The following is a 25,107-nucleotide window of genomic DNA, read 5'->3' on the forward strand; positions in this document are numbered from 1 at the left end:
CCTGACGCGCTTGATTGCCAAGGATGGGGGCAGTTTGGTTGATCCGTCAACAAAAAAGTTGACCAGTCAACAAATTGCCCCCTAACATGGGGTCAGCAAAGGAGCCGGTCATGAGCGTGTATTCAGACGAGAACCTGGGACCGTACGAGGTGCCGCTGAACAGGATGGTCACCTACAGGTTGTCCCGCCTTTATGCGAAACTGAACGCGCAAGCATCGAGAATACTTAAGGAAACGGCGGGGCTGACGCAGGCGCAGTGGCGCGTTCTGGTGATGGTCGACTCGCTGGGGCCGATTTCGTCGAACCAGATCGTCCGGTCCCTGCTGATCGACAAGGGGCAATTGAGCCGGGTCCTGAAGACCATGTCGGAAAAGGAACTGGTTACGATCGGTCACAGCGAATCGGATCAGCGGTCGCATGTGATCTCGATGACCGAGAAAGGGCGTCGCCTGTTCGAACAGGCCCGCCCGGCAATGACCCACCGGCAGCGGACCATTTCGCAAGCGCTCGCCCCTGAACAGTTCGACACATTGCTGAGCGCCTTTGACCAGATCGAAGCCGCAGTGCTGGACAATGAGGATGTCGCGGCATGACCAACATGCTTGTCATCATGTCCGACGAACACCAGGCGCGGGCGATGGGCTGTGCCGGTCATCCCTTTGTGCAGACGCCGAACCTGGACGCGCTGGCCGCACGCGGGATGCGGTTTACCGATGCCTATACGCCCTCGCCGATCTGTGTGCCCGCGCGGGCGGCCTTTGCCGCGGGCAGGCATGTGCACCGCACGCGTCTGTGGGACAACGCAATGCCCTATACCGGCAAGCCAAAGGGGTGGGGGCATGCGCTTCAGGCTGCGGGGGTTCCGGTGGAAAGCATCGGCAAGCTGCATTATCGCCACGAGGAGGACCCGGCCGGGTTCGATGTCGAGCATATCCCGATGCAGGTCGCGGGTGGCGTCGGCATGGTCTGGGGGTCGATCCGACGCGAAGAGGAACGGATCGACATGCCGGGCCGGATGCTGGGCGATTATATCGGGCCGGGCGACAGCAAATACACCGAGTACGACGCCGCCGTAACCGCGCGCACGGCGCAGTGGCTGTCCGACCGCGCCGCCAGTAACGACGGGCGGCCCTGGTGCCTGTATGTCGGGCTGGTCGCGCCGCATTTCCCGCTGGTTGTGCCGCAGCAGTATTTCGATCTCTATCCGCCCGAGAGCCTGCCGCCGGTCAAGCTGCATCCCCGCGATGGGCACCCGCGCCATCCGTGGGTCGAAAAGCAGAACGCGATGGCCGATTCCGAGGCGAAATTCCGCGACGAGGAAGAACGGCTTGCCGCGATGGCGGCCTATTACGGGCTGTGCACATGGCTCGATCACAATGTCGGCCAGATCCTCTCGGCCCTGGGCGAGGTCGGTTTCGGAGAAGACACGACGGTGATCTACACCTCGGATCATGGTGACAACCTGGGCGCGCGGGGGCTGTGGGGAAAGTCGAACCTCTACCAGGAAAGCGTTTCGGTGCCACTGATCATGGCGGGTCCCGAGGTCCCGAAGGGCACATGCGATACACCGGTTTCGCTCCTGGATATCTCGGCCACGATTCCCGCGCAGTTCGACATCGCCTTCGAGGGCGACGGGCGGTCACTGTTCGATATCGCGTCGGAACCTTCCGATACGGACCGCCCGATTCTGAGCGAGTACCACGCCGTAGGCGCCGTATCCGGCGCGTTCATGCTGCGCAAGGGGCGGTGGAAACTGAACTATTACGTGGGATTTGCGGCCGAACTGTTCGACCTGGAGGTCGATCCAGAGGAGTTGCGCGATCTCGCCTCCGACCCCGATCACGCCGAACGGCTGGCCGCGATGGAGGCACAACTGCGCGCCCTGATCGACCCTGAGGCTATCGATGCACAGGCCTTTGCCGATCAGGCCGCGATGATCGAGGGCTATGGCGGCCGCGAGGCGGCATTGAAACTCGGTGCGCCCGCAGCGACACCGCCACCGGAGACGAAGTCATGAAGCTGACCGTACTGGGTTCGGGCAGCCCCGAAGCCTATGCCCGCCGCGCATCGTCGGGCTACCTGCTGGAAACCGGAAAGGACACGATCCTGTTCGATTGCGGTGGCGGGGTGTTCGACAATTTGCTGCGCTCTGGTCGCAGGCCGTCGGACATCACGCATCTGTTTTTCAGCCATCTTCATTCGGACCACATGATGGATTACGCTCGGCTGGTCCACGCGGCCTGGGACGAGGGCGCGCCGCCGCTCAAGGTATTCGGCCCCGCCCCCATCGCGCGGATCACGCAGGGCTATTTCGGGCCGGATGGCGTACTGTCGCACGACCTGCGGGCGCGGACCGAACTGGTCCCCAGCCAGGAAGTATGGAAGGCCCGCGGAGGCACCCTGCCCCGGCCATGGCCCGCGCCCGAGGTCACCGAGATTTCGCCCGGCTTTCGCCACAACGGCGATGGCTGGACGCTGTCCTCCTGCGCTGTGCCACATGCCCAGCCGGTTCTGGACTGCATGGCTTTTGCGGTCGAGGCGGCGGGGCGAAAATTCGTCTATTCCGGGGATGCCGGACCGTGCAATGCTCTGGAGCAGCTTTGCGCCAAGGCGGATCTGCTGTTGCACTGGTGTTACCGGCTGGACGGCGAAGGAGCCCATCCGATGATGGTGCCGCTGACCCCGACGCCGTCGGACATCGCGCGCATGGCCCGCAAGGCGGAGGTCGGCCGGCTTCTCGTGACCCATTTCCGTATTCACATGGACCAGCCCGACAGGCACGGCGCGGCGGTCGAGGCGATGCGATCGGAATTCGGTGCGGATTGCGCCATCGTCGAGGACCTGGACACCTACGAGGTCTGACGGCCGGGCGCGATGACATTCGCGACAGAATTGGCGGACGGTGACCGATGGCCGGCACCGCCCCCTTGACCCTTGCCGCACAAGCGCGGACCATGCGCGCAGCTTTGAACGGGAAAGGTTCTCACATGTCAGTTTTTTTCCGCCGCACCTGCGGCGCCGCTTTCATCTATGCCATTGCGACGCAGGGCGCCTGGGCCGACCTGACCGCCGACCAGGTCTGGGCGGACTGGCAATCCTACATGGCTGGCATGGGCTACGAAGTCACCGGCCAGCAGAGCAAGTCGGGCGACACCACCACGATCAGCGATATCGCAATGGCAATGGACCTGCCCGAAGAGGATGGGCAGTTCTCGCTGACCTGGCCCGAGATGACGCTGACCGAGAACAGCGACGGCACCGTCACGCTGGGCTTTCCCGAGAACTTTCCGATGGTCATCGCGGGCGAGGCCGAGGGCGAGACCTTTCGCGCCGAACTGGCCTATGACCAACAGGGGCTGAGCATGGTCGTTTCGGGTTCGCCCGAGGACATGACTTATGAGTACTCCGCCGACACGGTCGGGGTGCGGCTGGTCTCGATCGAGGCCGATGGCGAGACGCTGCCGGCCGAGGCCGCCGAGATCGGGTTCAACATGACCGGCATGGAAGGTGTGTCGCGCATGCAGGTGGGCGAGCAGCGCAAGGTCGAACAGACCTTTGCCGCCACGCAGATGGCATATGTGATGGCCATCAACGACCCCGAAGGCGAGGGCGACGTGGACATTCGCGGCACGCTGGACGGGATGGCTTTTGAGGGCGGCGGCATCATCCCGGTCGGAACCACCGCCGGAGATTACCAGAGCATGATCGAGGCCGGTTTCGATTTCTCGGGCGATTTCAGCTTTGCCGCGGGCCAGACGGCGATGTCCGGGGTCAGCACCGAAGACGGGATGGAGTCGAGCTTTGCCCTCAACAGCGCATCGCAGGGCGGCGCGGTTTCGGTCGCGATGAATGGCGAACAGCTTGCCTATGACGTGTCGCAGAACGCCACGCAGATCGCGGTACAAAGCTCGGACCTGCCTTTCCCGGTCGAGATGGCCATGTCGGAATTCGGGCTGGCGCTGGATATTCCCGTGCAGAAGGCCGAAGAGCCGCAGCCCTTCGCGATGTCGATAAACCTGACCGACTTCACCATGTCGGACATGATCTGGCAGATGTTCGACCCCGCGGGTCAGTTGCCGCGTGATCCGGCGACGGTTCTGCTGGACCTGTCGGGCATGGCGACAGTGCTGGTGAACATGTTCGACCCGGCCGTGGCCGAGACGCTGGAGGCGACCGGCGCCGCGCCTGGGCAACTGGATAGCGTGACGATCAACGAGCTTCTCGTCTCGCTGCTTGGCGCGCGGCTGGAAGGCACGGGCGAGTTCGCGTTCGACAACACCAACACCGAAGAGTTCGGCGGCATGCCGGCACCCTCGGGGCAGGCGAACCTGACGCTGGCGGGCGCGAACGCGCTGCTCGACAAGCTGATCGGCATGGGTTTCATGTCTCAGGAAGACGCGATGGGCGCGCGGATGATGATGGGCATGCTGGCCGTGCCGGGCGATGCGCCGGACACGCTGAAATCGACCATCGAGATCACGGCGGATGGACAGATCCTGGCCAATGGCCAGCGGATCAAGTGATCCGTGCCTGGATATTGGAACAGGGGCCGCGCATGTCGCGGCCCCTGTTCGTTTTGCCGATGGCGGGCGCCGTGAACGGGCGCGGGGTTTTTGCCCCCGGCGCACTTGCAGGGCCGGTCCGGCGCGGCTACCTCCTTTTGAACCCAGAGACAACGACTTGACCGAGGCCGCATGACCCGAACGCCCGAAGAGATTTGCCATGCCCTGCTGGATGCTGCCCGCGTCGCAGGGGCCGAGAGCGCCGATGCGATTGCGATCGAGGGTACATCCCTGTCGGTCGAGGTGCGGGCGGGCGCGCTGGAACATGCGGAACGATCCGAGGGTACCGATCTGGGCCTGCGCGTGCTGATGGGCGGGCGGCAGGCGGTGGTGTCAAGCTCGGACGCGCGGGACGAAACCCTGCGCGCCATGGCCGAACGGGCCGTGGCGATGGCACGCGAAGCGCCCGAAGACCCCCATGCCGGGTTGGCCGAGGCCACGGACCTTGCGCAGGATTGGGACCTGGCCGCGCTGGAGCTGGCCGATCCCGGCCCCGAACCCGAAGCCGGGGCGCTGCGCGACGCGGCGCTGGAGGCCGAGGCGGCGGCGCTGGCGGTGGATGGCGTGACGCAGGTGTCGGACGCCGCGGCGACATATGGCCGCCACGCGGTGCACATGGCGGCCAGCAACGGGTTCTCGGGCGGGTACGCGCGGACGGGCCGTTCGGTTTCCTGCGTAGCAATCTCGGGCGAAGGCACGGGAATGGAGCGCGACTATGACGGCGACAGCCGGACCTGGGCCGAAGATCTGCGCTCCCCGACCGAGGTGGGCCGCACGGCGGGGGAACGCGCGGTGGCGATGCAAGGCGCGCGGCGGCCCAAGACCGGCAGCTATCCGGTCCTGTTCGACGAGCGCATCTCGTCCTCGCTGGTCGGGCACCTGCTTGCAGCGGTGAACGGCGCGTCGGTGGCGCGTGGGTCGTCATGGCTCAAGGACGCGATGGGCGAGCAGGTGCTGCCCGCGGCTTTGTCGCTGGTCGAAGATCCGCACCGCCCCCGTGTTTCAGGCTCGCGCCCCTTCGACGCCGAAGGATTGCCGACCCGCAGCCGGACCATCGTGGAAAACGGGGTGCTTACCGGCTGGACACTGGACCTTTCGAGTGCGCGCAAGCTGGGCCTCAGTTCCACTGGGAACGCCGCGCGCAGCGTGTCTGGCCCGCCCTCGCCCAGCAACTGGAACCTTGCCTTGAGCCAAGGCGACAAGAGCCGCGAAGAGCTGTTGCGCGACATGGGCACCGGGCTGCTGGTGACGTCGATGATCGGTTCGACCATCAATCCGAACACGGGAGATTACTCGCGCGGGGCGTCGGGGTTCTGGGTCGAGAACGGCGAGATTGCCTATCCCGTGAACGAGTGCACGATCGCCGGGAACCTGCGCGACATGCTGTTGCGGATGATCCCGGCCAACGATGCGCGGACCTACCTGTCGCGGGTGGTGCCATCGATCCTGATCGAGGGGATGGCGCTTGCAGGCAACTGACCTTGCCCTGCTGATCGACGCCGCACGGGAGGCCGGGCGGATCGCCGGCCGCTATACCGGCCCTACGGCCGAACGCTGGGAAAAGGCGGCCGGCGCGGGCCCTGTGACCGAGGCCGATCTTGCCGTGAACGAAATGCTCGAGGCGCGCCTGCCCGCAGCGCGACCGGGCTATGGATGGCTGAGCGAGGAAAGCGAGGACAGCCCCGAGCGGCTGGAGCGCGAAACGCTGTTCATCATCGACCCGATCGACGGCACGCGCAGCTTTGCCGAGGGGTCGCGCACATGGGCGCATTCGCTGGCCATTGCGCATCGCGGCGAGGTGACGGCGGCCGTCGTCTACCTGCCGCAGCGCGACCTTCTCTATGCCGCCGCAAAGGGCGAGGGCGCGACGCTGAACGATGTTCCGATCCGGGTCAGCGAGGTGCCCGCGCTCGACCGGGCCGAGATCCTGGCCGCGAAACCCAACCTTGAGTCCAAGCACTGGCGGGCAGGCACACCGCCGAATTTCGCGCGCGCCTATCGCCCGTCGCTGGCCTATCGCCTGGCGCTGGTTGCCCAGGGGCGATTCGACGGTATGCTGACCCTGCGGCCAAGCTGGGAGTGGGATATCGCCGCGGGTGCGCTGATCATCACAGAGGCAGGCGGCACCTGCACCGATCGCAGCGGCGCACCGCTTCGGTTCAACACGGCGCGAGCGCGGCTGGATGGTGTGGTGGCGGGCGGACGCGCTGTGCACGACGCCCTTGGCGCGGCGCTGCGCCCCAGCGGTCCGGGCCTTCCCCAGACGCCGCCAGCTTGACCTTGGGGGCGAAACCCGTAGGTTGCCCGCGATCCCCTGCCCCGGATTCCAGACAAGGAGATGTCCCATGGCCCAGCGCCTTCACCTCGTTTTCGGCGGCGAGCTTGTCGACCCCACCAAGAGCGTGTTCAAGGACGTGAACGACATCCATGTCGTCGGCATGTTCCCGGATTATCAGTCGGCCTATGACGCCTGGAAGGCCGAGGCGCAGCGGACAGTGGACAACGCCCATATGCGTTACTTCATCGCCCACATCCATCGCCTGCGCGACGAGGAAACCGAGGCCTCCTCGACCGAAGAACTGGGCTGAGCCCTTGCCGCGCTCGCTGAGCCTTGCCGCCTATCGCGCCCTGTCGTGGCGTGGCGGCGCGGTGGGCGACGTGGCGACCAGTGGGCGACCCGACGGCGAGTTGCTGTGGCTGCACGTGGCTGCGCCCGACAGGCTCTCGGCGGTGAACGACCTGTGCAGGCGGCTCTTGTCGCAGCGCACCGGGCTGAACCTGCTGCTGACCAGCCCCGAGGGCAGCGACAAGGCGGACTGGGGCGGCGCGATCGCACCGCTGATGCCCCTGCCCCCGGACCAGCCGGGCGTGGTGCGCAGCTTTCTCAACCATTGGCGGCCCGATGCGGCCTTGTGGGTCGGGGGCGGGCTACAGCCCCTGCTGTTGAGCCAGGCTGCAGCGCGGGGCATGGCGATGATCCTGACCGACGTGCAAAGCGGCGATCTTGTGCTGCGCAAACGGCGATGGCTGCCCGACCTCGCCCGTGCGACGCTGGACGTGTTCGACCATATCCGCGTAACGGATGAAGAGACCGGGCGCGCGATCCGCCGGACCGGCATACCCGGTTCCAAGGTCGCGCTGACGCCTCTGTTGCAGGTCGGCGCCAGCCCGCAGCCCTGGCCCGAGGACGAGCTGGTGGAAATCACCCGGATCTTTGCCGGGCGGCCTGTCTGGCTGGCTGCGTGGACGCAGCCCAAGGAGTTCATCTCGGTCCTGAGCGCGCATCGTCATGCGTTGCGCCTGCTGCATCGCCTGTTGCTGGTGATCCATGTTGCCGACCCCGCCGAGGCCGCCCCGCTGCGCGACCGGTTGCGCGACATGGACCTTCGCTGCGCCGACTGGGACGCGGGCGAAGAGATCGAGGACAACACCCAAGTCATCCTGTCGGCCCATGGCGAGGATCTGGGCCTGTGGTACCGGGTTTCTCCCCTGACCTTTCTTGGCAGTTCGCTGGAACCGGGCGGCGGCGGCAAAGACCCCCTGACCGCTGCGGCGCTTGGCTCTGCCCTGTTGCACGGGCCGGATACGGGCGAGTATCGCGCGCTTTACCGTCGCCTGACCAAGGCCGGGGCGGCGCGGTGTGTGCGTGACGGCGACGGTCTGGGCCGCGCGGTGGTGGAGTTGCTGGCGCCGGACCGCGCCGCGACGATGGCGCTTGCCGGCTGGCAGGTGGTGACAGAGGGGGCCGAGGCCATGGACAGCCTGATCGACCTTGTCCAGGACCGGCTGGACCGGAGGAAGGCGGACAATGCGCGCACCTGAGTTCTGGAACCGGCCGCCCGAGGCACTGGGCTGGCAGGCGCGTCTGCTGTCGCCGCTGGGCGCACTTTACGCACGGGCCACGGCGCGGCGGGTCGCGGAGCGCGGCTGGCGCGCGGGCGTACCAGTGATCTGTATCGGCAACATCAACGCCGGGGGAACGGGCAAGACGCCCACGGCGATCTGGATGGTCGAGGCGCTGCGCGATGCGGGTCACGAACCGCATGTCGTCTCGCGCGGATATGGCGGGTCGGTCGAGGGGCCACTGCAGGTCGACCCAGCCCGGCACAAGGCATCAAAGGTCGGGGACGAGCCACTATTGCTTGCAGCCTTTGCCGAGGTCTGGGTCGCGCGGGACCGGGCCGCAGGCGTGCGCGCGGCCGAGGCGGCGGGTGCGAGCGTGATCGTGCTGGATGACGGGTTCCAGAACCCCGCGGTGGACAAGGACCTGTCGGTCGTCGTCGTCGACGCGGCGCAGGGCTTCGGCAATGGGCGCTGCATCCCGGCGGGCCCGTTGCGCGAACCGGTCGAAGCGGGCCTGGCGCGGGCCGACCTCGTGCTATCCTTGGGAGATGCGCAGGCGCAGGAGGCATTTGCCGCGCGTTGGGGCAAGCGTCTGGGCGTGCCGCACCTGACCGGCACCGTCGAACCGTTGCAGACAGGCATGGACTGGTCGCAGACATCGGTTCTGGCCTTTGCCGGGATCGGCCACCCCGAGAAGTTTTTCCGGACGCTGCGCGCGCAAGGGGCGCAACTGCTGCGGGCCGAGGCGTTGGACGATCACCAACCCCTGACGCCCGCACTGATGAACCGGCTGGAAGGCGAGGCGAAACTGCTAGGCGCGCAGATGGTCACGACCGAGAAGGATGCCGTGCGCCTGCCGCCCGGCTTCCGCTCCAAGGTCGTCACTCTTCCGGTCCGGCTGAGCATCCATCAGGACGCAGAGATGCGAGAGATGCTGGCCACAGCCGCCCCCGCGCCCTGACGCGTGTCAGTCGTCCTCGCCCAGTTTCGGCGCGGGACGGTGCAGGCTGAGTTCGGCATCGGAGAAGACGAAAGGCGAGCGTACGCCGGGCACGCCGCCCAGCTCGATCTGCATGCCACGCGCGACGACCTGCGGATCGGCCATCACCTCGTCCATGCGGTTGATCGGGCCAGCGGGCACGCCCTCGGCCTCGCAGGCGGCCAGAAGATCGGCCTTGTCCCTTTGCGCGGTGGCCCCGTTCAGCCGGGCGATCATCACGCGGCGATTGGCCAGCCGGTCCTTGTTGCGGGCAAATTCGGGTGCTTCGGCCATCTCGTCCAGCCCAAGTATTCGGCACAGGCGCTGGTACTGCCTGTCATTGCCTGTGGCGATGATGATATGGCCATCGGCGCAGTCGAACACCTGGTAAGGTGCAAGGTTGACATGCGCATTGCCCATCCGCCCCGGAGGGTTGCCGGTGGTGAGGTAGTTCATCGCCTGGTTCGCGGTCACCGATACGGCCACGTCCAGCAGGGACATGTCGATATGCTGACCGCGTCCGGTTTCCTGGCGCTGATGCAGCGCGGCGAGGATCGCGGTGACGGAATAGATGCCGGTGAAGACGTCGGTGATCGCGACACCCGCCTTTTGCGGCTGGCCATCCGGCTCGCCGGTGATCGACATCAGCCCTGACATGCCCTGTATGATGAAGTCATACCCTGCCCGGTGGGCATAGGGGCCGGTCTGGCCAAAGCCGGTGATCGAGCAATAGATGAGCCGTGGATTTATCTCGGCAAGGCTGGCGTAATCCAGCCCGTATTTCTTGAGCCCGCCCAGTTTGAAATTTTCGATCAGGATGTCGGCATCGGCCACCAGCTCGCGCACGCGGGCCTGCCCCTCTTCGGTCGAGAAATCGACAGCGATCGAGGCCTTGCCGCGATTGGCGGAGTGGAAATAGGCGGCCGAGACATCCTCGTCCCGTGTCACGAAAGGCGGGCCCCAGGCGCGGGTATCGTCGCCTGCAGGGCTTTCGACCTTGATGACCTCGGCGCCCAGGTCGGCCAGCGTCTGACCGGCCCAGGGGCCGGCCAGGATGCGCGCCAATTCGACGACCTTCAATCCGGCGAGCGGTGCGGTCATTACTCTTCGAGCTCCGCCTCGATCAGGGCCTTGAGATCGGCATAGGGTTGGTTCTCGACCGGTTCGCCGTTCAGAACGAAGCTGGGCGTAGCCTGTACACCATCGGCCTCGGCGTTTTCCTGGTACCACGCCACCAGCGTCTGGGCCTTTTCGGCATCTTGCAGACAGGCTTCGAGCTGATCGTTCTCCAGACCTGCGAGGCGCCCGATCTTGCGCAGCTCCTCGACGATCTCGCTCGGGCCGCCGGCGCGAGCCCAGTCCTGCTGACCCTTCATGATGAGGTCGGTCATGCCAAAGAACTTATCGGGGCCGGCACAGCGCGCCACCATCGAAGCCCAAAGACCGTAGCGGTCGAAATAGACCTCGCGAAAGACGAACTTTACCTTGCCGGTGTCGATGAAGTCTTCCTTGAGCTGCTTGTAGGGGCCCGCGTGGAAGCTGGCGCAATGCGGGCAGGTGAAGGAGGCGTACTCGATCAGCGTGACCGGCGCGTCCTCGGCGCCCTGTACCATCTCGATGATGGTGGACGTATCGACCTCGGCCTCTTGCGCATGGGCCTGGCCGACCAGCGGGTTGGGCAGGTTCGGGTTGGAACCGGTAAGCCAGTAGGCACCGGCGGCAAGGGCAACGGCCGCGCAGGTCACGGTCAGAAATCGGGTCATATTCGGCCTTTCTCAGCGTTTCTGTCTGGATAGAACGTTGCGGCCCAGACGTTCAAGGGCCGCGCGCAGATCGGGATCGCCCGCGCCTTGGGCTGCGCGGCTGGCCTCGGCCAGAACCTCGGGCGCGGGGGCGGGCTTCTCTGCCGGCTTGTGGCCAAAGCTCGCCTGACCTTCGGCAAACCCGGTGGGCGCGGTCTGCGTGATGCGCACCCGGGAAATGGCGTTGTAGCCGTAGGTCGCGTTGACCTTTTCGCGGATGCGCTCTTTTTGCATTTCGAGCATGGGCGCCTGTGGACCGGTGGTAAGCACCGTGAGCGTCGCGCCAAAGCCGCCCTTGGCGTAACCCACGTTGACAGGCCGCGAAATGGCGGCGATGTCGGCGCCCACGATCTCGGCCCAGTGGGTCAGCACGCGGCTGACGGCAAAACCGCGGCTTTCGCCCGCCTTGCGGATCTGATCGTTGAGCAACGTGGCGGTTCGCTTGAACCCGCGGGTGGTGGAGAATTTGCGCATCGTCTGGTCTTGTACTCCCGTTCACCTATTGTAAGGGGCCGGTGGCCGGGTGCCAGCGAAACCGGCGGGGGTGAAAGGTAAATCTTGCGTGACGATACGGATATGGCGGTAAGCGACGCGCTGCTCAAGTGGTACGATGTACATGCGCGCGAAATGCCGTGGCGCGTGGGGCCTGCGGATCGCGCGGCGGGCGTGCTGCCCGACCCATATCGCGTCTGGCTGTCCGAGGTGATGCTGCAACAGACAACCGTGGCGGCGGTGCGCGACTATTTCCACCGCTTCACGGCGCGCTGGCCGACAGTGCTTGACTTGGCTGCTGCGCCCGATGCCGACGTGATGGGAGAATGGGCCGGGCTGGGATACTACGCCCGCGCACGCAACCTTTTGAAATGCGCGCGGGTCGTGGCATACGAACATGACGGTCGTTTCCCCGACAGTTACGAGGGACTGCTGGAGCTGCCCGGGATCGGCCCCTACACGGCGGCGGCGGTTGCGGCGATTGCGTTTGACCGGGCCGAAACGGTACTGGACGGCAATGTCGAACGGGTGATGGCGCGGCTGCACGACGTGCATGTCCCCCTGCCCGAGGCAAAGCCGATGCTGAAGGACCATGCCGAGCGGCACACGCCCCTGACGCGACCGGGCGATCATGCACAGGCGGTGATGGATCTCGGCGCGACGATCTGCACGCCGCGCTCTCCCGCTTGCGGGATCTGCCCGGTGATCGAACATTGCGCAGCGCGGCGCGCCGGGACCGCGGCGGAACTGCCGAAGAAAAGCCCGAAGAAACCGAAGCCCACCCGCTATGGTCATGCCTATCTGGCGCGGTTGCCGGACGGGTCGCTGGTGCTGGAGCGCAGGGCAGAAAAGGGGCTGTTGGGCGGCATGCTGGGCTGGCCGGGATCGGACTGGTCCGATGCTCCGAGCACGGAGCCGCCCTTTGACGCCGAATGGCGCGAGATCGCTGGCGAGGTGCGTCATACATTCACCCATTTCCACCTGATCCTGCGGCTTTACGGGGCCGAGTTGCCCGAAGAGGCGGCACCCGAAGGCTATGAGATCATCGGCAAACACGCGTTCCGGCCCAGCGATCTGCCGACCGTGATGCGAAAGGCATATGCCTTGTGGCGCGACGCTTAGACGGATGGGCAAGCGGCCGTGACGGCGATAGGGTTTGCCCATCGACGATAGCGGAGACGCCCCGATGATCGCGGCCCAGACCCTTTCGCGCGCGACGAGCGCCCTGCCCTTCTGGCTGTCTTTCCTGCTGATCCCGCTGGCCTGGTTCAGCGCGGTTCAGGGTGGCTGGTGGCTGCTTTTGATCCCGCTGTCGACATGGTGGGTTTTCGCGGTGCTCGACCAGCTGACCGGGCTGAACCTTGAAAACGCCGACCCGACGACCCCCGACGCCGATCTGCGCTGGTATGTCTTGCTGACACAGGCCTGGGTGCCGGTGCAGTTCGTGACGCTGTTCGGGCTGATCTGGTATGCGACCCGCGCCGCGCATCTGGACAGTATCGAGCGCATCGCGCTGTTCTTCGGCGTGGGTGTGATCACCGGGACGATCGGCATCAACTACAGCCACGAGCTGATGCACCAGAAGGACCGGTTCGAGCGCACGTTGGGCGACCTGCTTCTGGCCATGGTGCTTTATTCGCATTTCCGGTCAGAGCATCTGCTGGTGCATCACCGCTATGTCGGCACGCCGCGCGACCCCGTCACCGCGCGGTACAACGAGGGGTTCCACCGGTTTTACCCGCGCGTGCTGATCGGCAGCCTGCGGTCTGCCTTTGGGGCGGAACAGGCCATGCTGGCACGCAAGGGCAAGCCATGGCACGACGCGACCAACCCGTTCTGGCGGTATTGGGCGCTGCAGGGCGCGATGCTGGCACTGGCGCTGATCCTGGGCGGGTGGAGCGGGCTGGGCCTGTTCCTGGTACAGGCGGGCGTTGCGATCTGGCAGTTGGAACTGGTCAATTACGTCGAGCATTATGGCCTGACGCGCAAACATCTTGGTGACGGGAAATACGAGCATGTCCTGCCGCGCCATTCGTGGAATGCGGCGCATAAGGCGTCGAACTGGTTGCTGATTAACCTGCAACGCCATTCCGACCACCATTACAAGCCCGACCGGCGGTTTCCCCTATTGCAGAACCATGACGAAAGGGAAGCGCCGCAACTGCCCTATGGCTACCCGGTCATGACGGTCGCTGCGATGATCCCGCCGTTGTGGCGGCGCGTCATGAACCCGCGTGTTCGGGCGTGGCGGCGGCAGTATTACCCCGAGGTCGAGGACTGGACACCTTACAACAAGGGGCGCAATCCCTTGCCGCGCTGACCCGCGCACCAGACGGTCAACGGCTCATCCACACCGCGAATATGCTGGTCGTCACAGCGGTAGAACGGCTCCAGCAGGATCTGTGCGGCCGAGCCTTCGTCGGTCACGCGGTTGCGGAGCGTGTCGCTGATGATCAGGCAAACCTCATGCTCGCGGGTGAGCGCTTCGAGCCGCGAGGCCACGTTGACAGCGTCGCCGATCACCGCGAATTCCAGCCGGTTGGCGCCGATATCGCCAAGGACGACCTCGCCATAATGCACGCCGATGCCAACCTCGATCGGAGGTTCGCCGGCGCGGCGGCGGTCCGTGTTCCAGCGTTCCATCACGCGCGCCATCGCCAGAGCGCATGACAGCGCGTTGCTCGCGTCACGGTCCCCGGCGGTGGGCGTGCCGAACGTGGCCATCAGCCCGTCGCCCAGGTACTTGTCCAGCGTGCCGTTATGGCGAAACACCTCGGCTTCCATCCGGGCCTGAAAGCCGCGCAGAGCCTCGATCACCTCCCGCGGATCGCGGGCCTTGGAAAACCGGGTGAAGCCGACGATGTCGATGAACAGGACTGCAACGTTCTGGTTTCGCACCTGCTTCAAGGGCTCGTCATTCTGGCTCAACTCGTCGACGACATTGGGTGAGAAGTATCGAGATAGGTTGGCGCGCTCGCGTTCCAGCGTTGCGTTGTTGAGAAGTAGCCGGTTGAACCGGCGCACCGAAATTCCCAGCGTGACCGCGACGAGGACGAACACCACCACCTCCTGCACCCGCATGTGGATCATGAAACTGTTCGGATCCATCATTTCGAGCACGTCGGGATAGGCGGCGAAGGCCTCGTTTGCCGCCTCGGTCAGGCCCGGGATCGGCTCGGACATCCAGCGGGCCAGAACCCAGCCGAGGGTCCACATGCCCGCGGTCCAGGTGCCGATGGCGATGACCGTGCGCCAGGAATAGGCGAGCGTTCCAGAGGCAAGGATCAGGAAGAAATAGAGGAAGTTGTCGAAACGGTACTGGAACGCGACCGGCTGCACATCGTCCGAGAACGGATTCGGAATGACCATGCCCAGCGTCATGACCAGAAGGTCGAGAAAGATCAGCACGAGTTCCGGGCGCGACTGCCCCACCCGGCCCATGCGGCGGATCAGGAAGCCGTTACCGATCAGCAGCGCGAGAATGGCCTGGTAATACAGCACCTCCCACTGCGGATTGAGGAAGGGCAAGAAGGCCGCAACGATCAGAAGCGTGACGACCCGTGCGCGCAGGGCAAGTTCGAGACCCTCTTTCTTGTGTCGTTCGAGCGCCGCGAGAGCATATGGGCTGTGCTCCTCGAGATTGTCGGGTTGGGTGATCCAGATGCTGCGCCGCTGCGGCGCCGGGGCACTTGCCTCGGACATGCCGTCCCTCCTTGTCCACGCCTTGCCACAAGATAGGCAAGAGGCGCCGCCGACGCGAGGGCGACACCGATTTTAGCGGCCGCTGACGTGACAGCCGCAATAAAAATGCCCCGCCAGCAAGGGCGGGGCCAGGTGTGGTGCGCACGTGTCAGGCCACGGGCACCGGCGGTAACCTTGAATCTTGTCGGATGGATCAGCCGTGCAGTTCGGCCCGGATCTGCTGGCGCAGCACGTCGATGGGCACGGTCTTGCCCTCGCGTTTGAAACACCAATAGGTCCAGCCATTGCAGGAGGGCGCGTTTTCGAGATGCGCACCGACCTGGTGGATCGAGCCCTTGATGTTCTGGCCCACCAACGTGCCGTCGGCGCGAATCTTGGCCTTGTGCCGTTGGTTCATCGAGTAAAGCTCTTCGCCCGGTCGCAAGAGCCCGCGTTCGACCAGCTGACCGAAGGGGATGCGCGGCTCCGCCCGTTTGCCTGCGGTGACCTGCAGCGCCTCACGGTCGAACTTTCGCACGGACTTGATGCGCTTCTCGGCGATCTTGCGATAGCTCTCTTCGCGCTCGATCCCGATGAACTCGCGCCCCAGCATCTTGGCCACGGCGCCCGTTGTCCCGGTGCCGAAGAACGGGTCGAGCACGACATCGCCGGGATTGGTCGAGGCCAGCAGGACGCGGTGGAGCAGCGCCTCGGGCTTTTGCGTCGGATGCGCCTTGTCGCCGTTTTCGTCTTTGAGCCGCTCATGCCCGGTGCAGATCGGCAGCACCCAGTCCGAGCGCATCTGCACGCCTTCGTTCAGGGCCTTCAGCGCCTCGTAGTTGAAGGTGTATTTCGCCCCCTCGCGTTTCGAGGCCCAGATCATCGTTTCATGCGCGTTGGTGAATCGCTTGCCGCGGAAGTTCGGCATTGGGTTCGACTTGCGCCAGACCACGTCGTTGAGAATCCAGTACCCCGCGTCCTGAAGGGCCGAGCCGACGCGGAAGATGTTGTGATACGACCCGATCACCCAGATCGCGCCATTCGGCTTGAGCAGGCGATGCGCGGCCTTGAGCCATGCGCGCGTGAACTGGTCATAGGCGGAGAAGCTGGAGAACTGGTCCCAATGATCGTCGACCGCATCGACCTGGCTGTTGTCGGGGCGGTGCAACTGGCCCTTGAGCTGCAGGTTATAGGGCGGATCGGCAAAGATCAGGTCGACGGACGCCTCCGGCAGACTGTTCATCTGTTCGATGCAGTCACCGGACAATATCGTGTTCAATGGGAGCGCCGTGACGCTCTCAGTCCTGCTTAGGGTCATTATCTTGTCTGCCTCGTTCAACGGCGCATTTTGCGCTCATTTGGTTGAGGACAGATTGAGTCAAACCGGATTCGTGGTCAATTTCTTTTTTGAATCAGCAAGTTACGTTTTAGCCTTGATACAAGATATTGTGGACCGGCTTGAACGAACGCCTATGGTGGGGCGTGACACCAAGATTTTGCAGCGCTTCTTTGTGTTGTTTCGACCCATATCCCATGTTGGTTTCCCAACCATAGCCAGGGTGCTGTTGCGCCAAATCCACCATGTGGCGGTCGCGCCATATCTTGGCACAAATCGAAGCGGCTGCGATGGACATCGACCTTGCATCGCCCTTGACGACCGCCTCGCAGGCCACATGCAGATTGGCCGGGATCATGTTCCCGTCGATCAACAGGTAATCCGGCGCGGGATCGAGCATCGCGACCGCGCGCTCCATCGCAAGGTGCGAGGCGCGCAGGATGTTCAGGCGGTCGATCTCTTCGACGCTGGCCTGCGCGACGGCGACCTGCGCGCTTGCTCGGATCTCGAGATCCAGCGCAGCACGGCGTTTCGCAGAAAGCTTCTTGGAGTCGTCAAGCCCGGCGGGCAGCGCCGCGATGTCGAGAATCACCGCCGCGGCCACGACCGGCCCGGCCAGCGGGCCACGCCCCACCTCGTCGACACCGGCGATGCGTACCGCCCCGCGCTTGCGGGCCTGCTCTTCGAACTCGAAACTGCACCGGATATCGCCCAATTCCATATTAAACGGGAAACCGCGAAATCATGCCCTGTGCAAGCAAAAAAAGGGGGCAGCGCACTGCCCCCTTTCCGCCTCCCCTGTCGCGGGGCGGCTCTGCCCGACTTTCAGGATCAGTCGACCACCACCCGGTATCCCTGCTGCCGCAGGCAGCGCGTGTCGTAGGCCCGGCGGAAGCGGTCGCCCATGCGGACGTCAACCTCGCAAGAACGCGGCAACCGGTCAGCCCAGGCATAGTTGCGCTGAAGACAGCGGCTGCCCAAAACCGGGCCGCGGCGGTACGAGTCGACCTGTCGCAGGCATTGCGATGGCAGATCATACTGGCGAACCCGATCAGGCAGTTTCTTGGCCGGAAGGCGCGGCCCCGGCTGGTCGTGGTACGAATGGTTGCGCGTCACCGGGGGCTGATAGCTGCGCGCGCGCTCGCGCTCACGCTTCTTGTCATAATGGTTGATCGCGGCGCCGAGAATGGCCAGCGCGGCCAGTCCGCCAAGTATGTCGTGCGGATCCGCGGCGCGGGCGGGGGCGGCGGACAAACCGGTGATGGCGATGGCGGTCGAGACGACGAGGGCGATGAACTTGCGGTGCATGTGCGATCCTTTCATTGGGCGGTTGGCGCAAGGGCGCCGGTGTGATGCACCCAAGCTGGGCCGGGCCAGCCCGATCAGGCAATAACGCCCCTATGTTATCCGATATCAGCCGCCCCAATCCCCTGCTGTTATTGAATATCCGCCCCCATGAGCGCAGATTGGCCGACATGAAACAGATGCTCTCTCTCCTGACTCTCGCGGCCTGTCTTGCAGCCCCTCCAACCGTGGCGGCGGCAGAGTGTTATGCCGACTACAAGGCCAAACAGGACGCCCCCTTGCGATTGCATTACGGTGTGATGCAGGTACAGGCCTGTTCGACGGCGCAAGCGCAAGCCGAAGTCGCCGACAGGCTGAGCGCGGCGGGTTGGACCCTGCTGAACGTGCTGTCGGTTTTCGGCCCCGAGGGATTGCAGGAAAGGAAGGCCGATGCCGGAGCCTACTACCTCCGTTTCTGACATGCGCCGGTCCGGCGGCCGGATCGTCGGGCTGGGAATTGCGGCCATCGTTGTCATCCTCGGCACCGCGCTGACGTTCCTTCTGCTGACCTTGCCGGATGCCAATGCCTTCAACGCCCGGGTGGAGCGGGTGTTCGTCGAGAACGACCTGACGACACAGGCCGAAATCAAATTGCTGGAGATCCTTGCGCAGTCGGGCACCGCCTTTGCCGATACGCTGGCCAGCTACCGGATGGTGATCTTTGTGCTGTTGGTCTTTGCCGCCGCAATGCTGGTGGCAGCACTGGTGTTTCTGGTCATGCTCGTCGCACTCAACCGCCGGATGGCCCAGATCGAGCGGGTGGGCATCCAGGTGACATCGCTCCTGATCAGCCGAGAGGAAAACACCGTCTACCTCAACAACATGGATTTCAAGCTGACCCCCGCCGCAATCGAGACTCTCTCGGTTCTGGCCGAAGCGCGGCTGGATGACGATGTTCTGTCAGGTGCCGAGATCGAGGCGATGATCTCGGGGCGCGATGCCGCCGATTGCGAGGAAGCAGCCGGCGCCACCCGGATCAAACGTCTGCGCGACACGCTGGGCAACCAGATGGTCAGCGAATTGCTGGTCAAGAACATCGCGCGGCGCGGTTACATGCTGGCGATCGACAAGGACGTGATCCAGATGGTCTGACCCGTCGGCCTTTCACATCTGCGCCAGCGCATAACCACCCTGCGTCCGGGGGCCTTGGCATTTGTCGGCCGCATCCCCAGATTTGTGGTAGTGTAAGTGGCCCAGTCACAGGAAAGCCCGCCATGACCATGCATGACGTGCCGCAGATCCCCGGATATGGAATCCAGATCGAACGGCTGAAGGAACGTGTCGCGTTCTGGCGCGGCGATGTGCTGCTGGCCGAAACCAACCGCGCTGTCGCGATGTACGAAACGCGCCAGCAACCGGTGATCTACATTCCCAAGTCGGACATGCGGGTTGAGTTGAGCCCGCCAACCGAGTTGCAGACATTCTGTCCCTTCCGCGGCACCGCGACCTATTTCGACCTTATCCTTCCGGACGAGCGCGTACCGCAGGCGGCATGGTCCTATGAGGAGGCCCTTGCCGAAAGTCGTGATATCCGCGGTCACATCGCGCTTTTGCCCACCACATTCGATCGCATGGACCTTGGGGAAAATCGTCTGCGTGACGTCCAGAGCGGAAACATGGTCGGCCCGCTGGTCGATTGGTTGATGCGGGAGGCCTCGGGTGAGGCAACGCCCGAGGATTTCACGGTTGCACTGGCCGAGCGGATGCGGTCTGCTGGCATTCCGGTTTCCAGGTTATCCGTGCTTGTCTGGTCCCTCCACCCCCAGATCGCCGGCAAGCATTTCATCTGGGAACAGGATGACGGTCTGACGACATTTGCGCCGACCTACGAGGTTCATGACAACCCCGCGTTTCAGAACAGCCCCCTGCGCCACGTCTCGAACGGCCTGGGCGGGGTCCGGCAGCGGCTTACCGACAACGTCGCGCCCGATCGATATCCGATAATGCGCGACCTGCGAGAAAAAGGCGCGACCGACTACGTGGCGATGCCGATGCCGTTTTCCGATGGTCGGCGCAACGTTCTGACCCTGACAAGCGATGCCCCCGACGGGTTCAGCACTGCGCATCTCGGCCTGATCTATGAATGTGCCAGTGTGATCGGGCGCTATTACGAGGTCTTCGTTCAGCGCGAGAATGCGCAGGCTCTGTTGGAGACATATGTCGGCAAGCGCAGCGGCGCGCGCGTTCTCGGTGGCGAGATTCGCCGCGGCGATGGCGACGAGATCGACGCGGCCATAATGTTCTGCGATTTGCGCGGCTCGACCCGGCTGGAAGAAGAAATGCCGCGAGCCGCGTACCTGGCATTGCTGAACCGGTTTTTCGAAACCGTATCGAACGCGGTCGAAACGAATGATGGCGAAGTTCTGAAGTTCATCGGCGACGCGGTTCTGGCGGTCTTTCCGGCCGGGAGCGACCCCGCCGCCGCGAAACGCGCGGCCCTGCAGGCTTCGATCGAGATCGTTCAGACACTGACCGAACCCGAAGACGCCCAACCCTGCGACTGCGCCATCGGCCTGTCCTATGGGCGCGTCACCTATGGCAATATCGGCTCGCGCGAGCGGCTCGACTTCACCGTCATCGGCCGGGCCGCAAACGTCGCGGCCCGTCTTGGCGATGCGGGTAAGAAGCTGGGGCACCGGATCGTGGTGTCCGAGGATATCAAGCCCGCCTGCAACAGCGTTGTGGCGTTGGGCGATCTGAGCCTGCACAACGTGTCACGCCCGGTGACAAGCTATGCCCTGACGGGTCCGGCCTGCCGCGCCAGGGCATAATTGCGAATAGCTAGCTTTGCAGCAGCATCAGGGCGGTCTTCATGGGCGATGCGGCGGTCGTGATCGCGTTTATCTGGGCCCGGGCCAGGTAGGTGGTGGTCAGCTTTTCCAGCGCCTCCGGATCTGCGAACTGTGCAATGTTCTTTGAGCCCGTGAGCCCAGCAAGCTTGTCTTCGAAGACGGATTTCTGCTGGTCGATATCGATCCGCCCGAAACTCGAAGGAAGGCCCAGCGCCGTTTCCATCATCGTGCGTAGCGGCGGCAGGGACATAACCTTGAACCATCGCGCATTGGCGCTGATCGGCTCTGTCGCAAGGTCGGTCAAACTCCGTTGTGCGTAAAGAGCGATACGCATCGTGTCGTCCTGCTCGCCCACCGCGACCTCGAAGGAGGCGACCCGATGCTGCTGCAGGATTTCGGCCATGGCGGCAGGTTGCGACGTTCGACGAACCTCGCCGGGCCCGAGGCCAAAGGCGCGGGTAAAATCCAAGTATCGCTTGTCGGAGAGCCTGTTGGCCAGACCATCGCGCGATGTGCTTCCGTCTTCGAGAATCTTGCGAACGAAGTAAGTGTTTTGCAGATCGCTTTGCAGGCCGAAGGCACCCAGCGCCACGCCCAGCAGCCGTCGGTCTGCAACGAGTTCGGCCGCGCTGGTCACCTGGCCAATCTTTTCAGTGAAATAGCTCGCTTCGCGTTGACGAGCGGCCGAGGCAGAAAACACGTTCAGCTGGCTGTCATAGGTTTTCTGCAGAAAGCGCCAACCGGTCAGACCGCTGGAAGGAAGGACCGGCTGAAAGCTCATCGCGCAGCCAACGCCATCAGGCGCTCCTCGCGCGGCAAGAGCGTGCGCAACGCCTTGAGGCAGCGATAGTGATGATCTGCAACCACTGCATCGGTCGCTTCGGCCAGGGCGGCACGGCTATCGGGATCCTTGAAGACCTGGCTCAACTCCTCGATCCGCCGCAGGAGGGTCAGCCGCGTTTCCTCTGCGTCGCTGTCGCCTGACAGGACGAGTTGCGCGGCATAGCAGACGCGACGCACCGGGGTTGTCGCCTCCTCGGGGTGGATCGCGTCGCGTAGCCGCAGGATGTTTGCATTTGGCGTGACGATGGACAGACGGCCCCTGCGGTCGCCGTTTTCGATAACCGCGCCATTGATCAGCACCCGCTCCTTGGGGGCCAGTTTCAGAACAAGCCCGCTCATGTCAGACCTCGCCGCTGCGCAACCCGCGCAGGATGGAGGTATTGATGTCGAGAAGCGGTTCCGCACCGGCCTTGCCTGCAAGCACCTTGGGTGTGTGTTGGTGCGTGAATTCCGCGAGATAGAAGAGTTGCGCCCGTAGACCACGTGGCAACTCGTTCGCCTCATCCGCGACCTGCGCGGCCAGAAGACTCCAAAGTCTGTGATTGGCGTGCAAGGCTTCGGCTAGTTCTGCAAAGCCGACCTCCTTGTTTCCGACAACTGCCTGGCGAAGCCTGCTGGTGATACGGGAAATTGCTTCATATTCGGTGTTTCTGGGCGTCCGGATCGGCGCCGCGGCGGCCGCATAGGCCTGTCGAGCGTGGGAAAGCGCGGTCACGTCATGTCCTTAACTTGCGAGAGGGAAGGACCCCGGGCGCGGATCCAAGTGCGCCCGGGGCGAGGGTCGTCAGCGGAACAGCGACAGAAGCGACTGCGGCGCCTGGTTCGCGATCGAAAGCGCCTGCACGCCCAACTGCTGCTGCACCTGCAGAGCCTGAAGACGCGCCGACGCCTCTTCCATGTCGGCATCGACCATCCCGCCGATACCGGCCTTGAGCGAGTCGGTGAGGTTCGAAACGAACGTTTTCTGTGTCTCGATGCGTCCCTGAACGGAACCGAAGGCCGCCGAGGCATCGATTGCCGTATCGATCAGCGACTCGATGGACGCGAGGGCCGAGGTCGCGCCCGCCCCGGTCGATACATCGATGCCCGCCAGCGCGCCCAGACCACCGGACCCTGCGTTGGTGAACTGTCCGCTGACGGTCAGGTCGTCGCCACCGTTATTGGTGAAGTCCAGCGTTCCCGGCGTACCGCTGTCATAGTCCACTTCCAGCCCGGCTATACCCAGGTCGTCGATCTTGGATTTCAGCGCCACGGCGACAAGGTCCGCGGTGGTCGTGGCCGCCGCGTCATCTGCCGTGACGGTATAGGACACCGTCTGGTCGCCCACCGAAATCGAAACCTTGTCGCCAGCCGCGAAGGCCGCGCCGTTCTCGGCGATTTCCACCTGCTCGTTGCCGCCACCATTATCGAGCGCGAATGCCACCGTGTCGCCGTTCCCCGAAGCACCTGTCGAGCTGCCCGAGAAGATGTCGTTCGCGACGTATCCGCCCGTCGACAGATCCTGACCGGCCACGGTGATCGACGACGAGGTGACGTTGCCGCTGCTGTCACGATCGAGCGAGGCGAGGATCGAAGCAGAAGCCGCGGTTCCATCGACGAGGTTGAGGCCGTTGAACTGGGCAGCACCGACCACTGCCGAGATCTGGTCCTTGAGCGCGGTGACGTCGGCATTGATCTTGGCGCGGTCGACATTGTCTTCTTGCGACGCGACGATCTTGCCCTTCATCTGGGTCAAGAGGTCGGTCACGGTTTCGGCGGCGTTTCGGGCAACTGCAACGGTTGACTGCCCCAGCGACAGACTGTCCTGAATGGCCTTGAACCCCTTTACGTCGGATTCCATGACCTTCGAGATCGCCCAGACGGCCGAGTTGTCCTTGGCGGTGGCGACATCCTTGCCGGTCGAAATCGCGCTTTGGGTCTTGGACAGGTCGCTGTTGATGGATTTGAGGGTCTGCAGCGCAACCATTGCGCCATTGTTCGTCAGAATGCTGGACATAGCATGATCCTTTGATGTTTCGGGCGTTTGGCCCTGTTTTCATCCGCCTCTTCAGGCGCCGTTACACGTCTTTCTGACGAGTGCGAAACCCTGTCTTCGGTTCCGCGCCACCTTGTTCCGGGTGCGACCCAACCATTGGCCGGGAGCTCCTAACGGTTTGCTAAGGTGCAAGCGTTTGATCGCGACAATTTGAATCGATCATGCCCGTTTCTCGAGCTCGGCCCGCGCCCGCACCGGGTGGCGATGTTTCTGACCCGACCGGTCGTAGGTTTCCAGGCCCTGGCGAATTCGGCGCAGCTCGGCCATGCGATCGGCGACCGCCCTGATCCCCTCTCGCGCGCTTTCGATCAGATCACGGTTGCGCCCCACCTTTCGTTCGAGAGCTTCGACCTGCCCGCGAGCAAGGTTGCCGAGCTCGTTGATTCGCAAGATCAACGCCTCTTTTTCGGACGTCAGACCGTCGAGCCCGGAAAGATCGCCCGCCAGAAGCGCCGCCTTTTCGCGTTCGAGCAAAGCATCCAGCGCAGCTACCGTTTCGTCGGTCTTTTCATCGGTCATGAGTTTTCTCCATCAATGCGGTGAACAGGGTCTCGGCCAGCCCGATACCGCCGGAGCGCGCGATTTGCTGCGCTTGCTCGCGCACAAGAAACGACGCGAATTGCTCTTCTCCAGAACCGCCACCGAAGGGACCACGAGATTTGCCAAGGCCTGCGGCCTTGAGCATTTCGGCCAGAAAACCGGCCTCCAGTTCCTGGGCGGCAGCGCGCAGTTGCGCAGCGCGGTCGGGTACGGTCATTTGCGGGGGGTGTCCGGCGACAATCATCTGGGCTCCTAGATCAGCTGTTTTTTCGATCTGGAAGCAAAGCGGTTAAAATAATTGTAACCGCTATTGGCACAGTGTTGGCCTGTCCCAAGCCGAATGAGAACCATGCTGCAGCCCGTTTCACACTTGTCACCGCGCGCGCCCCGAACCGATGTTCCTGCAGGCGAACCCCTGCTTGCCGAAGGAGATTTCGCCGCCGCCTTCGAGGCAGCGGCGTTGGTCGCGCCTGAGGCGGAAAAATCAAACGAAAGCGCTCAGACCTCCGCCTTGCCTGACACGCAGCCGGATCAGGTCGCCGAAGCAGATGTCCGTGAATCCGAGGTCAACGCGCCAGACGCGCGCAGGTCGAATTCGGAGCCGGAGACGCATCCGTCACTGTCCTACTCAGCAGGTTCGGAGAGTATCCAAAACGACGTCGATGTCAGCGCGATCTCAGCCGAATCACCGGTCGGAGATATCCCTGCAAGAGCAGGCTCTTCGGCGGTCAATGTCGAAACGCATGCCGCCCGTCCCGACATTCAATCTCAAGACAGGCACGAAGTGTCCATTGTCAATCCTCCGCGCCGGGCGGAGAAATTTGTGTACTCGAGCGACGCGGAAACGGTTCGGATCAT

At 64.1% G+C, this 25,107-nt stretch carries 27 protein-coding genes; 14 read left to right on the forward strand and 13 right to left on the reverse strand.

Translation table 11 applies throughout. The annotated features are described in order from the left end of the window. Positions 1-110: 110 nt before the first annotated feature. The 9 genes from ACFORG_RS00255 to lpxK all read left to right on the forward strand — a co-directional run bounded on the left by ACFORG_RS00255 (position 111) and on the right by lpxK (position 9,366). Entirely contained in the window at positions 111-593 is a 483-nt protein-coding gene (locus ACFORG_RS00255) for a MarR family winged helix-turn-helix transcriptional regulator (protein WP_386733366.1), read from the forward strand. Next, entirely contained in the window at positions 590-2,017 is a 1,428-nt protein-coding gene (locus ACFORG_RS00260) for a sulfatase-like hydrolase/transferase (RefSeq protein WP_386733367.1), read from the forward strand. The genes ACFORG_RS00255 and ACFORG_RS00260 overlap by 4 nt, the downstream gene beginning before the upstream one ends. Further along, entirely contained in the window at positions 2,014-2,862 is an 849-nt protein-coding gene (locus ACFORG_RS00265; protein WP_386733368.1) for an MBL fold metallo-hydrolase, read from the forward strand. The genes ACFORG_RS00260 and ACFORG_RS00265 overlap by 4 nt, the downstream gene beginning before the upstream one ends. A 125-nt stretch (positions 2,863-2,987) precedes the next feature. Further along, positions 2,988-4,523: a DUF2125 domain-containing protein gene (locus ACFORG_RS00270; RefSeq protein WP_386733369.1), complete on the forward strand. Its 1,536-nt coding sequence runs from the start codon at positions 2,988-2,990 to the stop codon at positions 4,521-4,523. 171 nt (positions 4,524-4,694) lie between these two features. Next, the gene (locus tag ACFORG_RS00275) at positions 4,695-6,041 is read left to right on the forward strand and encodes a TldD/PmbA family protein (RefSeq protein WP_386733370.1); all 1,347 of its coding nucleotides are present in this window, start codon (positions 4,695-4,697) and stop codon (positions 6,039-6,041) included. After that, on the forward strand, positions 6,028-6,840 hold the full coding sequence (locus tag ACFORG_RS00280) for an inositol monophosphatase family protein (protein ID WP_386733371.1): 813 nt from the start codon (positions 6,028-6,030) through the stop codon (positions 6,838-6,840). The genes ACFORG_RS00275 and ACFORG_RS00280 overlap by 14 nt, the downstream gene beginning before the upstream one ends. 67 nt (positions 6,841-6,907) lie before the next feature. Beyond that, positions 6,908-7,150: a DUF4170 domain-containing protein gene (locus ACFORG_RS00285; protein WP_386733372.1), complete on the forward strand. Its 243-nt coding sequence runs from the start codon at positions 6,908-6,910 to the stop codon at positions 7,148-7,150. A gap of 4 nt (positions 7,151-7,154) precedes the next feature. After that, the gene (locus ACFORG_RS00290; RefSeq protein ID WP_386733373.1) at positions 7,155-8,384 is read left to right on the forward strand and encodes a 3-deoxy-D-manno-octulosonic acid transferase; all 1,230 of its coding nucleotides are present in this window, start codon (positions 7,155-7,157) and stop codon (positions 8,382-8,384) included. After that, positions 8,371-9,366, forward strand: coding sequence for a tetraacyldisaccharide 4'-kinase (lpxK, locus tag ACFORG_RS00295; RefSeq protein ID WP_386733374.1), 996 nt, complete (start codon positions 8,371-8,373; stop codon positions 9,364-9,366). Before ACFORG_RS00290 ends, lpxK begins: the two co-directional genes overlap by 14 nt. A gap of 6 nt (positions 9,367-9,372) precedes the next feature. Here the strand turns inward: lpxK and ACFORG_RS00300 are convergent, their stop codons facing one another. The 3 genes from ACFORG_RS00300 to ACFORG_RS00310 are packed head-to-tail and all read right to left on the reverse strand — an operon-like array spanning position 9,373 to position 11,660. After that, the gene (locus ACFORG_RS00300; RefSeq protein WP_386733375.1) at positions 9,373-10,485 is read right to left on the reverse strand and encodes a CaiB/BaiF CoA transferase family protein; all 1,113 of its coding nucleotides are present in this window, start codon (positions 10,483-10,485) and stop codon (positions 9,373-9,375) included. After that, the gene (locus tag ACFORG_RS00305) at positions 10,485-11,147 is read right to left on the reverse strand and encodes a DsbA family protein (RefSeq protein WP_386733376.1); all 663 of its coding nucleotides are present in this window, start codon (positions 11,145-11,147) and stop codon (positions 10,485-10,487) included. The genes ACFORG_RS00300 and ACFORG_RS00305 overlap by 1 nt, the downstream gene beginning before the upstream one ends. A gap of 12 nt (positions 11,148-11,159) precedes the next feature. Beyond that, positions 11,160-11,660, reverse strand: a complete 501-nt coding sequence (locus tag ACFORG_RS00310; RefSeq protein WP_386733377.1) for a DUF721 domain-containing protein — start codon at positions 11,658-11,660, stop codon at positions 11,160-11,162. Between the two features lie 102 nt (positions 11,661-11,762). Between ACFORG_RS00310 and mutY the strand changes: the two genes are divergently transcribed. Continuing rightward, a complete protein-coding gene (gene mutY / locus ACFORG_RS00315; RefSeq protein WP_386733378.1) occupies positions 11,763-12,800 on the forward strand; it encodes an A/G-specific adenine glycosylase in 1,038 nt (345 codons plus the stop codon). 64 nt (positions 12,801-12,864) lie between these two features. Then, positions 12,865-13,998 (forward strand): alkane 1-monooxygenase, encoded by a 1,134-nt coding sequence (locus ACFORG_RS00320; protein WP_386733379.1) that lies wholly within the window; start codon positions 12,865-12,867, stop codon positions 13,996-13,998. Here ACFORG_RS00320 and ACFORG_RS00325 read toward each other — a convergent pair. The 4 genes from ACFORG_RS00325 to ACFORG_RS00340 all read right to left on the reverse strand — a co-directional run bounded on the left by ACFORG_RS00325 (position 13,965) and on the right by ACFORG_RS00340 (position 18,003). Further along, positions 13,965-15,380 (reverse strand): adenylate/guanylate cyclase domain-containing protein, encoded by a 1,416-nt coding sequence (locus ACFORG_RS00325; protein ID WP_386733380.1) that lies wholly within the window; start codon positions 15,378-15,380, stop codon positions 13,965-13,967. The genes ACFORG_RS00320 and ACFORG_RS00325 overlap by 34 nt on opposite strands. 193 nt (positions 15,381-15,573) lie before the next feature. Further along, positions 15,574-16,677 (reverse strand): site-specific DNA-methyltransferase, encoded by a 1,104-nt coding sequence (locus tag ACFORG_RS00330; protein WP_386733381.1) that lies wholly within the window; start codon positions 16,675-16,677, stop codon positions 15,574-15,576. Positions 16,678-16,786: 109 nt separating this feature from the next. Further along, on the reverse strand, positions 16,787-17,416 hold the full coding sequence (locus ACFORG_RS00335; RefSeq protein ID WP_386733382.1) for a ribonuclease HII: 630 nt from the start codon (positions 17,414-17,416) through the stop codon (positions 16,787-16,789). A gap of 110 nt (positions 17,417-17,526) precedes the next feature. Beyond that, positions 17,527-18,003: a hypothetical protein gene (locus ACFORG_RS00340; protein WP_386733383.1), complete on the reverse strand. Its 477-nt coding sequence runs from the start codon at positions 18,001-18,003 to the stop codon at positions 17,527-17,529. A 167-nt stretch (positions 18,004-18,170) separates the two neighbouring features. Here ACFORG_RS00340 and ACFORG_RS00345 point away from each other — a divergent pair, with 167 nt between their 5' ends. The 3 genes from ACFORG_RS00345 (at position 18,171) to ACFORG_RS00355 (ending at position 20,810) form a co-directional block, all read left to right on the forward strand. Next, on the forward strand, positions 18,171-18,458 hold the full coding sequence (locus ACFORG_RS00345) for a hypothetical protein (protein WP_386733884.1): 288 nt from the start codon (positions 18,171-18,173) through the stop codon (positions 18,456-18,458). Beyond that, positions 18,430-19,131, forward strand: coding sequence for a winged helix-turn-helix domain-containing protein (locus ACFORG_RS00350; protein ID WP_386733384.1), 702 nt, complete (start codon positions 18,430-18,432; stop codon positions 19,129-19,131). The genes ACFORG_RS00345 and ACFORG_RS00350 overlap by 29 nt, the downstream gene beginning before the upstream one ends. Before the next feature lie 122 nt (positions 19,132-19,253). Continuing rightward, positions 19,254-20,810 (forward strand): DUF427 domain-containing protein, encoded by a 1,557-nt coding sequence (locus ACFORG_RS00355; protein WP_386733385.1) that lies wholly within the window; start codon positions 19,254-19,256, stop codon positions 20,808-20,810. 10 nt (positions 20,811-20,820) lie between these two features. Here ACFORG_RS00355 and ACFORG_RS00360 read toward each other — a convergent pair whose 3' ends face one another. The 6 genes from ACFORG_RS00360 to ACFORG_RS00385 form a co-directional block, all read right to left on the reverse strand. Next, the gene (locus ACFORG_RS00360; RefSeq protein ID WP_386733386.1) at positions 20,821-21,612 is read right to left on the reverse strand and encodes a DUF1217 domain-containing protein; all 792 of its coding nucleotides are present in this window, start codon (positions 21,610-21,612) and stop codon (positions 20,821-20,823) included. Then, entirely contained in the window at positions 21,609-22,013 is a 405-nt protein-coding gene (gene flbT / locus ACFORG_RS00365; RefSeq protein ID WP_386733387.1) for a flagellar biosynthesis repressor FlbT, read from the reverse strand. Before flbT ends, ACFORG_RS00360 begins: the two co-directional genes overlap by 4 nt. A 1-nt stretch (position 22,014) precedes the next feature. Next, the gene (gene flaF, locus ACFORG_RS00370) at positions 22,015-22,389 is read right to left on the reverse strand and encodes a flagellar biosynthesis regulator FlaF (RefSeq protein ID WP_386733388.1); all 375 of its coding nucleotides are present in this window, start codon (positions 22,387-22,389) and stop codon (positions 22,015-22,017) included. A 69-nt stretch (positions 22,390-22,458) separates the two neighbouring features. Beyond that, on the reverse strand, positions 22,459-23,670 hold the full coding sequence (locus ACFORG_RS00375) for a flagellin N-terminal helical domain-containing protein (RefSeq protein WP_386733389.1): 1,212 nt from the start codon (positions 23,668-23,670) through the stop codon (positions 22,459-22,461). A 198-nt stretch (positions 23,671-23,868) separates the two neighbouring features. Beyond that, positions 23,869-24,228 (reverse strand): flagellar biosynthesis protein FlgN, encoded by a 360-nt coding sequence (locus tag ACFORG_RS00380; RefSeq protein WP_386733390.1) that lies wholly within the window; start codon positions 24,226-24,228, stop codon positions 23,869-23,871. Beyond that, positions 24,218-24,466 carry a rod-binding protein gene (locus tag ACFORG_RS00385; protein ID WP_386733391.1) on the reverse strand — a complete coding sequence of 83 codons (249 nt, stop codon included), beginning with the start codon at positions 24,464-24,466 and terminating at the stop codon, positions 24,218-24,220. The genes ACFORG_RS00380 and ACFORG_RS00385 overlap by 11 nt, the downstream gene beginning before the upstream one ends. Between the last annotated feature and the right edge of the window lie 641 nt (positions 24,467-25,107).

This window comes from Lutimaribacter marinistellae, assembly GCF_042648365.1.
GTDB lineage: Bacteria > Pseudomonadota > Alphaproteobacteria > Rhodobacterales > Rhodobacteraceae > Lutimaribacter_A > Lutimaribacter_A marinistellae.

Excerpts from the sequence above, each read along its gene's own strand:
- ACFORG_RS00255 (WP_386733366.1), top strand. The coding sequence starts at position 111 with ATGAGCGTGTATTCAGACGAGAACCTGGGACCGTACGAGGTGCCGCTG.
- ACFORG_RS00260 (WP_386733367.1), top strand. The coding sequence starts at position 590 with ATGACCAACATGCTTGTCATCATGTCCGACGAACACCAGGCGCGGGCG.
- ACFORG_RS00265 (WP_386733368.1), top strand. The coding sequence starts at position 2,014 with ATGAAGCTGACCGTACTGGGTTCGGGCAGCCCCGAAGCCTATGCCCGC.
- ACFORG_RS00270 (WP_386733369.1), top strand. The coding sequence starts at position 2,988 with ATGTCAGTTTTTTTCCGCCGCACCTGCGGCGCCGCTTTCATCTATGCC.
- ACFORG_RS00275 (WP_386733370.1), top strand. The coding sequence starts at position 4,695 with ATGACCCGAACGCCCGAAGAGATTTGCCATGCCCTGCTGGATGCTGCC.
- ACFORG_RS00285 (WP_386733372.1), top strand. The coding sequence starts at position 6,908 with ATGGCCCAGCGCCTTCACCTCGTTTTCGGCGGCGAGCTTGTCGACCCC.
- lpxK (WP_386733374.1), top strand. The coding sequence starts at position 8,371 with ATGCGCGCACCTGAGTTCTGGAACCGGCCGCCCGAGGCACTGGGCTGG.
- ACFORG_RS00300 (WP_386733375.1), bottom strand. The coding sequence starts at position 10,485 with ATGACCGCACCGCTCGCCGGATTGAAGGTCGTCGAATTGGCGCGCATC.
- ACFORG_RS00305 (WP_386733376.1), bottom strand. The coding sequence starts at position 11,147 with ATGACCCGATTTCTGACCGTGACCTGCGCGGCCGTTGCCCTTGCCGCC.
- ACFORG_RS00310 (WP_386733377.1), bottom strand. The coding sequence starts at position 11,660 with ATGCGCAAATTCTCCACCACCCGCGGGTTCAAGCGAACCGCCACGTTG.
- mutY (WP_386733378.1), top strand. The coding sequence starts at position 11,763 with ATGGCGGTAAGCGACGCGCTGCTCAAGTGGTACGATGTACATGCGCGC.
- ACFORG_RS00320 (WP_386733379.1), top strand. The coding sequence starts at position 12,865 with ATGATCGCGGCCCAGACCCTTTCGCGCGCGACGAGCGCCCTGCCCTTC.
- ACFORG_RS00325 (WP_386733380.1), bottom strand. The coding sequence starts at position 15,380 with ATGTCCGAGGCAAGTGCCCCGGCGCCGCAGCGGCGCAGCATCTGGATC.
- ACFORG_RS00330 (WP_386733381.1), bottom strand. The coding sequence starts at position 16,677 with ATGACCCTAAGCAGGACTGAGAGCGTCACGGCGCTCCCATTGAACACG.
- ACFORG_RS00335 (WP_386733382.1), bottom strand. The coding sequence starts at position 17,416 with ATGGAATTGGGCGATATCCGGTGCAGTTTCGAGTTCGAAGAGCAGGCC.
- ACFORG_RS00340 (WP_386733383.1), bottom strand. The coding sequence starts at position 18,003 with ATGCACCGCAAGTTCATCGCCCTCGTCGTCTCGACCGCCATCGCCATC.
- ACFORG_RS00345 (WP_386733884.1), top strand. The coding sequence starts at position 18,171 with ATGAAACAGATGCTCTCTCTCCTGACTCTCGCGGCCTGTCTTGCAGCC.
- ACFORG_RS00350 (WP_386733384.1), top strand. The coding sequence starts at position 18,430 with ATGCCGGAGCCTACTACCTCCGTTTCTGACATGCGCCGGTCCGGCGGC.
- ACFORG_RS00355 (WP_386733385.1), top strand. The coding sequence starts at position 19,254 with ATGACCATGCATGACGTGCCGCAGATCCCCGGATATGGAATCCAGATC.
- ACFORG_RS00360 (WP_386733386.1), bottom strand. The coding sequence starts at position 21,612 with ATGAGCTTTCAGCCGGTCCTTCCTTCCAGCGGTCTGACCGGTTGGCGC.
- flbT (WP_386733387.1), bottom strand. The coding sequence starts at position 22,013 with ATGAGCGGGCTTGTTCTGAAACTGGCCCCCAAGGAGCGGGTGCTGATC.
- ACFORG_RS00375 (WP_386733389.1), bottom strand. The coding sequence starts at position 23,670 with ATGTCCAGCATTCTGACGAACAATGGCGCAATGGTTGCGCTGCAGACC.
- ACFORG_RS00380 (WP_386733390.1), bottom strand. The coding sequence starts at position 24,228 with ATGACCGATGAAAAGACCGACGAAACGGTAGCTGCGCTGGATGCTTTG.
- ACFORG_RS00385 (WP_386733391.1), bottom strand. The coding sequence starts at position 24,466 with ATGACCGTACCCGACCGCGCTGCGCAACTGCGCGCTGCCGCCCAGGAA.